Source organism: Fulvivirga lutimaris, from assembly GCF_009711525.1.
In the GTDB taxonomy this organism is placed as follows: domain Bacteria; phylum Bacteroidota; class Bacteroidia; order Cytophagales; family Cyclobacteriaceae; genus Fulvivirga; species Fulvivirga lutimaris.
The window spans coordinates 16793-28546 of record NZ_SMLV01000394.1; the positions used below are offsets into that span (position 1 = coordinate 16793).

The 11754-nt window shown below is 39.8% G+C and carries 5 protein-coding genes; 4 read left to right on the top strand and 1 reads right to left on the bottom strand.

Annotation, left to right across the window (positions count from 1 at the left end):
* From E1140_RS21520 to E1140_RS13050, 4 genes are all read left to right on the top strand, one after another.
* On the top strand, positions 1-388 hold a 388-nt coding region (locus E1140_RS21520; RefSeq protein WP_185153571.1), incomplete at its 5' end, for a hypothetical protein.
* Between the two features lie 201 nt (positions 389-589).
* Complete coding sequence (gene xyl3A / locus E1140_RS13040) at positions 590-3232, top strand: xylan 1,4-beta-xylosidase (protein ID WP_221412688.1); 2643 nt, start codon at positions 590-592, stop codon at positions 3230-3232.
* 39 nt (positions 3233-3271) lie between these two features.
* Positions 3272-5842 (top strand): glycoside hydrolase family 9 protein, encoded by a 2571-nt coding sequence (locus E1140_RS13045; protein WP_246202895.1) that lies wholly within the window; start codon positions 3272-3274, stop codon positions 5840-5842.
* 76 nt (positions 5843-5918) lie between these two features.
* Positions 5919-6872, top strand: a complete 954-nt coding sequence (locus E1140_RS13050; protein WP_155184400.1) for an alpha/beta hydrolase — start codon at positions 5919-5921, stop codon at positions 6870-6872.
* A 167-nt stretch (positions 6873-7039) separates the two neighbouring features.
* Here E1140_RS13050 and E1140_RS22030 read toward each other — a convergent pair whose 3' ends face one another.
* Positions 7040-11104 (bottom strand): two-component regulator propeller domain-containing protein, encoded by a 4065-nt coding sequence (locus E1140_RS22030; protein WP_221412689.1) that lies wholly within the window; start codon positions 11102-11104, stop codon positions 7040-7042.
* Positions 11105-11754 lie beyond the last annotated feature (650 nt).

The window sequence follows — 11754 nt, forward strand, 5'->3', positions numbered from 1 at the left end:
TTATAATAATTTAAGCAAGATAAGCCAAAATGACTCCATTCCTGAAAGTCTGGATGACCAAAAACAGGGGGCTGTCATAGGATTAAGTTTAGGAAGGTTTAATAAAAAAGGTGACTGGACACTCAGGGCATTTTATACTTACCTCGAGCGATTTTGTGCTGTTGATTTTTTCGCACAAAACGATTGGGTGCGATGGAGTTATTCCAATCAAAACTCTCCTGCTGGACGCCTCACTAACTTTAAAGGGCTTGAATTATTGGCGGGATATATGGTAAACGATAATTTCAAATTGACAATGCGTTATTTCATGGTACATCAGATAGTGTCTTATGGAGCGGTCAGGGAAACAGGAGATAGAATTCGATTAGACCTGGACATTGGTTTTTAAAAAATATGGTACCATTCCTAATACGCCTAATCTATTTTGCTACTACCCTTTGCCGCTTGAATAGTAGAAATTGAGCCCACTTTTAGCATGAATAGCCGCAAAATGTAACAAAGGTGAAAGCATTGGTTACAAATTGGCTAATGAGTTTCTCTGTTAACACAATCGATTGCGGTAGCTTTGAGGGTACCAAAAAAAATTTTTGTGATAAAGACGAGATACCATAAGACGAATCTTACTTATTTAATTACCTGGCGATTTATCCTGTTTTTTTTATGTCTTACCCTACAGGTAACGTTCTTACAGGCACAAGTCAAACCTTATCAAAACCCAGAACTGAGTTTCTCTAAACGTGCTGATGATCTTATCTCAAGAATGACTTTGGAAGAAAAAGCTGCTCTGATGTGCGATGTTTCAGATGCCATACCGCGCTTAGGTATAAAAAAATTTAACTGGTGGAGTGAGGCCCTGCATGGTTATGCGAACAATGATAATGTAACTGTGTTTCCCGAACCGGTGGGCATGGCCGCCTCATTTGATGATGATCTACTCTATTATATTTTTGATGCGGTCTCCGATGAGGCACGTGCTAAGTATAATCAGTGGATAGCTGAAGGAAATGAAAACAAGCGTTTTCTGAGTTTATCAGTTTGGACACCAAATGTCAATATTTTTCGAGATCCACGTTGGGGGCGTGGGCAGGAAACTTATGGTGAGGATCCTTATCTTACTTCAAGAATGGGTGTTCAGGTGGTAAAGGGCCTGCAGGGACCCGAAGATGCTAAATACAGAAAGTTGCTGGCTTGTGCCAAACATTATGCAGTACATTCGGGCCCCGAATGGAGCCGGCACGAACTCAATCTTAATAATGTTTCACCTCGTGATCTTTGGGAGACCTATCTTCCTGCATTTAAGGCATTGGTGCAGGAGGCTGATGTGCGCCAGGTGATGTGCGCGTATCAGCGCCTGGATGATGAGCCATGTTGCGGAAGTGATCGTCTGCTGCAGCAAATTCTACGTGACAAATGGGGGTTTGAACATTTGGTAGTTTCAGATTGTGGTGCGATACAGGATTTTTTCACTTCACATAATGTTTCGTCTGATGCAGTGCACGCGGCTGCAAAAGGTGTTCTTGCTGGAACAGATGTGGAATGCCAGTGGAATAACCATAACTATAAATTACTACCCGAAGCAGTAGAACGTGGTCTGGTAAAGGAAGAAGACATTGATGTACGATTAAAACGAGTACTTATGGGAAGATTTGAGCTGGGTGAGATGGATCCTGATGAGATGGTGCCCTATACAAAAATACCTCCCTCAATACTTAATAACGAGAAACATCGTCAGTTAGCTCTGGAAATGGCTCAAAAGTCGATGACTTTGCTCCAGAATAAAAACAGTGTTCTACCGCTAAGTAAATCCATAGATAATTTGGCAGTGATTGGGCCTAATGCAGACAATGAGCCTATGCTTTGGGGTAATTATAATGGCACACCAGTACGTACTATTACGATTCTTGATGGAATCAAGTCCAAAGTGCCCGCTAAAAAAATTGTTTACGATAAGGCGGTTGATCATGTGGAAGATAAAGTGACTGAAAGTTATTTCTCACAAACTTCAATTGAAGGTGATCAAGGATTCAAAGCCACTTATTGGAATAATCAGGAACGTAATGGTGAACCTGTAACCACTGTACAGATAACTAATCCAATGAAATTGACTACGGCCGGACAACATGAGTTCGCTTCAGGAGTTGATTTAGAAGGTTTTTCAGCAATTTATCAAACCAAGTTTACGCCAAAAGTTTCTGAGGAGATAGTCTTTAAATTCGGTGCAACAGGTTATTTTGAGCTTCTTGTAAATGATTCTTCTTTAATCAAATATAACAACTGGCGAACTCTCCCGGCCAGACTTCCAATGAGGGTTGAGGCAGGTAAAACCTACCATATTGAGATTCGTTACGCACAGTTAAATAATTGGCAGGCCAACCTTGAATTTGACTTTGGACAGGAAGTAGATATAAACTTTGACGGTCTGCTTAAAAAATTAGAAGGAACCGAGGTTGTAATATTTGTAGGTGGGCTCTCGACTTTGTTGGAGGGAGAAGAGATGCCTGTTTCTTATCCGGGTTTCAAAGGGGGCGATCGTACCAATATTGATTTACCATCCGTACAAAGGCGATGCCTTAAAGCATTGAAAGATGCCGGTAAAACAGTGATTTTTGTAAACTGCTCAGGTTCTGCTATTGCCCTTACTCCGGAAACCAAAAACTGCGATGCAATCTTGCAGGCCTGGTATGGCGGAGAGTCTGGTGGACAAGCAGTAGCCGATGTTCTTTTCGGAGATTACAACCCTTCAGGCAAACTGCCTATTACGTTTTATAAAAATTCTGATCAACTACCGGAATTTGAAGACTATTCTATGAAAGGTAGAACCTATCGCTATATGGATGATGCTTTGTTTCCTTTCGGTTATGGTTTGAGTTACACAAAATTCGAAATAGGTAGGGCTCAACTGAGTAGTCAAACCATTGAAATCGGAGAGCGTGTTAAATTCAAGGTGCCAATTAAGAATACGGGCGATCGAGAGGGTACGGAGATTTTTCAACTCTATGTTAAGAAAAAAGGTGATGAAGACGGGCCATTGAAGACGCTAAGGAGCTTTGAACGTGTGAGTTTGGATGCAGGAGAAAATACAGAGATTACAATGGAGCTTGAGGCATCGTTTTTTGAGTTTTATAATCAGTCAACCAGGAAAATGGATGTAATGTCCGGGGAGTATGAATTGTATTATGGAAATAGTTCAGATAAAGCAGACTTGAAAGTTGTGGAAGTAAAAATTCTTTAGACCAAATCCAAAGTGGAAATATTGATAAACAATAAGTATATGCAAAGACCTAAGACAGACTATTCTCTTTTTATTGAAAGAGCAAAAACCATTTGGATAGTAGTCCTAATGACCTCAATAATGCTTGCGTTTTCGCAGGTTGTAATGTCTCAGTCATTGACCATCAACGATTCGGATTATTTTGAATCGAGAGGATTGAACGTTCTGGTATTCTCTAACGAATATAATGGACTATTTTTTGATGAAAAAACAGCTGGAATTGAACTCATACATCATGGGGTGAGAACTGCTACAGGCGGAGCAGTCCGGCTTCATCATACACCAGAACAATGGGATTTAATCCCGAAAATGACCAGCCGAAAGGTGGACAAAGAGAAGCATCAAATTGAGGTCGGGCTCAAATATGAAGCATTTGATTTTGATTCCAGAATACAGGTTACACCCGAAGGGAATGGTTTTTTAGTTACCGTATTTTTAGATGAGGTGATTCCGAAAGAACTGGAAGGGAGAGCTGGATTTAATATGGAGTTTTTACCTGCTTCCTATTTTGAAAGCAATTATCTGATGGACGGAACACCAAGCACTTTCCCTAGATATCCTTCCAGCAATACCAAAATTCGTTCTTCAGATAAAAAGATCCCTCAGTTTGAAGGGCATAATACTTTTGATGATCGTGGTGAGGAAGAGTACATCATACCGCTACCTCTGACTACCGGAAACAAAATAATAATGGCTCCTGAAGATGCCGAGCACAGAATTAAGGTTGAGTCGGATACTGAGCTGATGCTTTTTGATGGAAGAAATCTAGCGCAAAATGGATGGTATGTTTTGCGCAGCATTTTGCCTGTTAATAAGACTGGAGAAGTATTGAGGTGGTATGTAGAACCCAATACTATACCGGATTGGACCAGAGATCCTGTGATTGGCTTTTCTCAGGTGGGGTATATGCCAAAACAGGAGAAAGTAGCGGTGCTGGAGTTGGATCCAAATCAGGAAGTACTCCCTCAAGCATCACTTTACCAACTGCAGGAAGATGGTGGGTTCGAAGAAAAATTAACAGTAGATGTAAAAACCTGGGGCAAGTACCTACGCTACAATTACGCTACGGCTGATTTTAGTTCAATGAAAGAAACGGGTATTTACTATATCCAGTATGGCAAGCATAAAACCAATACCTTTCATATCGCAGAGGATATTTATTCAAAGGTTTGGTATCCTACCATGGACGTTTTCTTTCCCATTCAGATGGATCATATGGAAGTCAATGAGGGATATCGAACCTGGCATGGGAAACCATTTTTTGATGATTGCCTACAGGCACCTTTGAATCATGAGCACTTTGATGGCTATAGGCAGGGCGAAACGACTGACACTAAATACAAACCACTGGAGCGCATACCTGGCATGGCAGTAGGGGGATGGTTTGATGCTGGCGATTTTGATATTCAGACATTTAGACATGTGCTGGTGGTTTCCAGTTTTGTAGAAACCTGGGAAACTTTTCGACTGGATAGGGATCAAACGTATATCAATCAAAAGACGCAGTATGTGGATATCCATCGACCAGACGGTCAACCGGATATCTTGCAACAGATAGAACACGGTGTATTAAATCTCGTGGCGCAAGTGGAAAATATCGGCCATCCGGTAAGGGGAATAGTGGTACCTAATCTGCATCAATATCACCACCTGGGAGATGCATCAACTGAGACTGATAATTTGCCTTACAACCCATCATTAAAGCCTTACGAATCTGACGGTGTGTCGAGTGGTACACCAGATGATCGCTGGGCCTTCACCAACCGAACTAGCTTTCTGGACTACCGTACAGCCGGAGCACTTGCAGCGGCTAGTCGCGCACTGAAAGGCTATAATGATGAGCTATCCGGGAAATGCCTTCGAATTGCCAAGTCCTTGTTTGAAGAAGCCAATGAAAATGCAAAAGCGCCAGGTCATGTGATGTCCAGATGGGGACGTGGAAGTGACATGGTTGCTATGTTGCAGCTATATATCACGACAGGAGAAGAGCCCTACAAAAAAGGCTTTTTGGATAACATCTGGACGATGTTAGATGAGAGTATAGAGCGAAACATGGATTATGCCTTGCTGGCTTTGCCTTATATGGACAATGACTATAAGACTAAGCTTAGGGAATATATCCTGAAATACAAGGAATTTCAGAAAGAGAATGTGTCGGATAATCCTTATGCCGTACCGATTACCAAAGGAGGTTGGGGCGGTAGCTCTACGGTGATTAATTGGTCCATTACCAATTATTATATCTACAAATCCTTTCCGGATTTAATGACTGTAGATGAAGTGTATCGCGGATTGAATTACATCTTTGGCTGCCACCCATATTCTAATTTGTCTTTTGTCAATGCCGTTGGCAACAAATCGAAAAAAATTGCCTACGGTAGTAACAGGGCCGATTTTTCAACCATTGCTGGGGGTGTGGTACCTGGCTTGATCCTCTTGAAACCTGATTTTTTAGAGAATAAGGATGATTGGCCGTTTTTATGGGGAGAAAACGAGTGTGTCATCGATGGTGGTGCCTGGTATATATTTCTTGCCAATGCAGCAGACGAACTAGCAAAGGAAAAGCCATGATAACCCATTCTCCCTATCACTTAGCACTATTAACTACTCACAATACATATTATAATTTTATCTAAAAAATCTTACTATGACTCATAAACCTATTAACCTAATCAAGGTTGCCCTTTTAGCTACCTTAGTTGTACTTGTTTATCCGGCTATGGCTCAGGATGGCACAATCTATCCACTTGAAGCCCCATCAGAACCAAATGCTATTCTTCTTGGCACGGGCGGTGTTGATGATCAACCTGCCTCTGAATCCTGGTTCCGTCAGTGGGGCGATCCCATGGCTCGAAATATAACAACTGCTACACTTACACCTTTCCTTCCGGAACCTGGCAAGGCAAACGGTGCTGCTGTGATAGTTGCGCCTGGTGGTGGTTTTATGTGGTTATCCATGGGCAATGAAGGGTGGGAAGTTGCTGAAGCACTGGCCAAGCAGGGAATAGCGGCCTTTGTGCTAAAATACAGACTTCATCCCACAGCGGAATCACTCGATGATTTTAAGGCTTTTATGAATGGCCCTCGTCCGGCACCGCCTGCATCTTCAGATACTTCTCAAGCTGTAGCCCGGCCTGGTCTGCTCCAGCGAGACCTTTCTAACCAGCTTGAAGATGCCGAGGCTGCCTACGCCATGATTGTGAAGCGGGCTAAGGAGTGGGGTGTGGATACAGACCGCATAGGGATGATTGGTTTTTCAGCAGGTGCTGGTCTTACAATGCACTCAACACTCAACTCCAAAACTATGAAGCTGGCTTTTATTGGGCCTATCTATGGCGGAATGGGGGCAGTAGAGGTACCAAAGAACGCCCCACCTATGTTTAATGTAATTGCTACAGATGATTTTCTGTTCCTCGGTCAGTTCGGTGTGATTAATTCCTGGTATAAAGCAGGCATACCAGTAGAATTTCACCTTTATCAGAATGGGGGTCACGGTTTTGGCTTGGGTAACCCTGACAGGACAAGTAACAAATGGTTTGATGCTTTTATGTACTGGTTAGAGGTTAACAACTTTCTCTCTCCCGATCAGAATAATGATTAATAATTTCTTGAATATTGAGGCTCCTGAAATAATTATGTCAAGAAAATCCTGAAAACAGGTGTGTTGACCATGCACTTCATATGCCTTGAAAATTAAATTATATATGTATGGTATGATTGGGAGCATCCCAATCATACCATTTACTGATAGAATCTGCGCTGTTTAAGCTATGATATTCCTTTATGATGTTTTTCCATGTAAGCCTTTGGCGAAACACCATAAACCTCTTTAAAACTTGTAGAAAATTTGGATGGGTTTGAAAAACCGGTAGCATAAGCCACTTGCGAAATATTGATGGTCTTAGTTGTCAGCAATTCTGCTGCCTGCGTCAGACGTATATTTCGGATTAATTCCCGTACAGATTGATTAGTCAATTCTTTCAATTTGCGATATAGATGAACACGACTAATACCAATTTCATGAGCTATCATTTCTACATTTAATGCGGGGTTATCAATATTTTCATTTATGACAGTCATGACTTTTTGCATCAGGCGCTCATCTGCTGATTCTAACTCCACGCTTTTCACTTTATCACTTTGAAATTGAGAGCCACTAAAATTATTCTTTAAAATTTCCCTGTTTTTAATAATGTTCTCCACAGTCTTCTTTAATATCTCCATATTAAATGGTTTGAGGATATAAGCGTCAGCCCCAATGCCAAGGCCTTCCAAATTATCTTTCTCACCTGATTTCGCGGTTAGTAATATGACTGGGATATGGTTGGTGTTGACGTTTTGTTTAAGTTTTCTGCAGAGGGTGATACCATTCATTTCAGACATCATTATATCGCTGATTATGAGGTCAGGTTTTTTGGATAAGGTAAAACTCAGAGCTTCTTCCCCGTTCGCACAATCAATCATATGATACTCACGCGCCAATTCCTTACAGATATATTGCCGAATGTCAGCATCATCATCTACGACCAGTACATATTTTTTACTTTTTGATTTAACATCATCATCCTCATAGTTTTTGAATGGAAGTGGAGGTATTGTTTCCAGGCTATGATAAATTTCAGTATCAATCTGTTCTCTTTCGATTTGGAGCGGGTCCAAGTGCTCCTTGCCCAATGGTATACTTACAATAAAACGGCACCCGACCCCATCAGGATTATTTTCTGCATGGATGGTACCATGATGCAGTTCAACAATTGTCCGGGTCAAGTGCAGCCCAATACCAGTGCCAATATGACTCTCCTTGTTATCGGCTGACTGATAAAATCGATTGAAAATTTTCTTGAACTCGTGATCCTTTAATCCTGTACCTGAGTCTATACAAGTCAGTTTTAGATGCGTATGCTCTGAATGCCCCGCAAAGGGTAAGTCATGGGTCTCAATACACATTTGGATTTTACCCTTTTGAGGAGTGAACTTAATGGCATTAGAAAGTAGATTATGTATGGTTTTATCAAAATAATTTTGATCAACCCAAACCATTGGAGATTCCTTTTTATGTACAATCATGAAGTCAAGTTCTTTCGCTAAGATCTGCTCCTGAAACATTTCTGTTGTTTCATGCAAAAACTTAACTATATCTATCTCTTTAAACTTCAGTGAAATTTTGCCGTGATCAATTTTACGCAGATCCATGAGCTGATTGACTAAATGCAATACTCTTTCTGTATTTCTGCGCATAACAGTGTAAGCTCTTTGTCTCATATTATCGTCATCGGATAAGATAAGTTTGCGCAAAGGATTAAGTATAAGAGATAATGGTGTTCGGATCTCGTGGGAGATGTTTGTAAAGAACTCGAGCTTTGCTTCATTTATTTGTTCTAATTGTTTGTGTTCCCTGATCTTTCGGTGCGTTTTATAACGATGATACGTCTGCTGAGCTATTAAGAGAATGAATAGAATTGATGTTGCAAAATACCCTAGCTTGGCCCACCCTGATAAATACCAAGGCGGGAAAATAATAACTGATATTTCTTTCACATCGGAATATGTATGAAAGTCATTAGCCCTTACTCTAAAATTATAGTGGCCAATGTCAAGGTTATCAAAAGTCACCGTGTTCACACCTTGCTGCAAGCTTACCCAATCACCTCCATTCATTGAGTAGAGATAAGTGATTCGCTTAGGGTTGAGATATTCCATGGCAGAGAATTCTATAGTGAAAGAATTGTCAGTATAACCTAAATTAAATGTCTCGGCATCCATGACGGAGGTATCTATTATATCATATCCATCTGACTTCATGCCTTTTTTTACAGGTTCATCATGAATGTAAAAATCTATCAATTCTACTTTTAGATTTTTCAGCGTTTCTTTGATATCTTCTGGCTTGAAATAGGTGATTCCGTTGATGCCTCCAAAAATGAATCTGCCCTCATCATCTTTGAACAAAGCGCGCTTACTAAATTCGTTGCCCTGTAATCCATCATGATAATAATAATTTAAGAAGGAGGAATCCAATGGATTGAATTTAGAGATGCCGTGGTTTGTGCTAATCCATATATTATTACTATCATCACTGCTAATAGCACATATAACGTCATTAGGCAGCCCATCTTTTGTGGTGTATTTAACAAAAGATCTTTTTGATCTGTCAAGGCATAACAAACCACTGATGGTGCCTACCCAGACGTTACCTTTCGGATCTTCGAATAGAGAGAGCACTCTTTGGCCCTTGAGTGGATAATAAGCTGAGTTGAGATTGGTGAATGTCTTTGTTTCTAAATTAAGGGAACTTAATCCGTCCATGGTGCCTATTACCAGTTCGTTGTCACTGGTGAGTAGTATATCACTAAGCCATGAATTATGAATTGAGTTGGTGGTATCGGTGGTTTGAGCAGGGTTAGTTCTACCATGATAATTTTTCACATCTCCGTTATCTAAATTCATTGAATAAAGACCAAAACCAAGAGTGGCTACCCATAAGTTGTTTTCGTTATCCTCAGTCAGGCTATAAACTCGGTGAATTGGATTATTTTTTTCATCAAGCAGTGTTGTTATGGGAGTAAATGTATTTTTTTTACGGTCAAACTTTAGTAGTCCCTTCAAATAAGAACCTATCCATAAGTTATTTTTGGAATCTTCAAAAATACACATGACGGTTGAAGGCGTTGTTCCATTTGGGCCACTAGGAGGGTAGTGCTTCAATAGTTCACCATCGCTGCTGATTTTATATAAACCATCACTATCTGTGCCCACCCATAGTATACCTTCATGGTCTTTATAGACAGACATGATGTAGTTGGAACCTATAATATTGTTAGTAACAGACTGGTATCCGATATATTTAAAATTATTGGGGCGGGAGGGAATAAGAGCTACTCCTTTTTGAAAAAGTCCTAACCACAAATTATTGTTATGATCTTTAACAATGGTGTGAACTTTAGATTTGGAAAAATCGAAATTTGATATGTTAAAGTTTAAATTCGATATTCGATTTAGACTTGCGTCATAGATTTTCATACCCTTGCCATCGGTGCCAATTAATAATTCATTATTCTGTGTTGGGAAAAGTTCCTGAACAGGTAAAGGGTGTTTTTCTGACATAGGGAGCTTTTCAAAAAGATCGGAAGTGGGATTGTACCTAAACAATCCTTTTCGCAAACTACCTGCATAGATATTTCCAGCACTGTCCTGACATACACTGGTTACGTTATTATCCAGACCATTTTTAATATCTAAGTAGTTTACGTTCTGCTTATTTTTTCTAATTCGGAACAGCCCCATGTCCTGCGTGGACACCCATAAATTGTTAAAACTGTCTTCATATATTAAATTAACCAGATAACTTGGAACCAAATCTTGTTGCCGTGCAATTTTCCCGCTATCCGTTTCGTGAATTTTAAAAATTCCGTATCCGGAGGTAGCAACTAGCCGAGTGCCATCTTTCTTCTCAACCATTGACATTACATGGGCCGGGTATTCAGAACCAGATTCCAATATGAGAGGTATTTTTTCGAAAGAATCAGTAGCTCGATTATATTCCTGCAGCCCGTTGAAGTATCCTATATATAGATCATGACGGCTATCTTCGTAAACAACTTTTACATTATTGCTCAGGATGCCGTTTTTTTCTCTGTAATAAGAAAACTTTGAACCGTCATATCGGTTAATTCCATCCTCAGTAGCAACCCATATTATTCCTTTGTGATCTTGAACTATATCCCCAATAAGACTATTAGAAAGTTCTGAATCGGTAGAAAACAACCTTGCTCTCTGACCGTAGCTGGTTATGGTAAAAAATATGAAAGGTGCTATTAATAAAAGTTTTCTCACCCGCATCAATTTGTCTGTCATTATTCAGAAAAAATATTTTTTTTAATATACTTAAATTTACTGGCATAATAAATAACCACTCTTTTCTCTAAATAAAATTATCATACCAATTAAGTATTGATTTATTCGAATACCTTACTTTCCAGGTATGATTATGGTTTTAAAGATATATCGTAGACCACTGCCATCAGGTGGTCACTTTATGGGTATCATATTCATCCATATCCAACCATACCTGTCTCGTCAACCCGGGTGTCATTTTTATAGTTAAGTATAGAGTTAAACTTTTTCATAGACTATACTTTTATTTTTCCAAGTTCTCATCATCACCAGTAGAGTAGGTGAATCTCCCTTCGTGCATCGATTTCTAGGCTAGTTGTTGAGCCTTTTATATTCTAACGAGATGTCTGAATCATTGGGCAGACACCCTTATAGTTATAGTTGTTTTTTGCGGAATCGATTGCAAAAACTGTGAAAATGACTGTAATAATGATTAAATGTTACGTATCTGTAAGCATTTGTAACATAGTAGAATCTCTTCAGCTTGATAAAGAGATACATTTACAAACGTTTGAAATGAAAAAATAAAACTGTTTCGCCATGTAAGGACTGAAAAATCCTAAAACGTGGGAGAGACGACATAGAACGGA

Coding starts and splice junctions, on each gene's coding strand:
- E1140_RS13045 (WP_246202895.1), top strand. CDS start 3,272: ATGCAAAGACCTAAGACAGACTATTCTCTTTTTATTGAAAGAGCAAAA.
- E1140_RS13050 (WP_155184400.1), top strand. CDS start 5,919: ATGACTCATAAACCTATTAACCTAATCAAGGTTGCCCTTTTAGCTACC.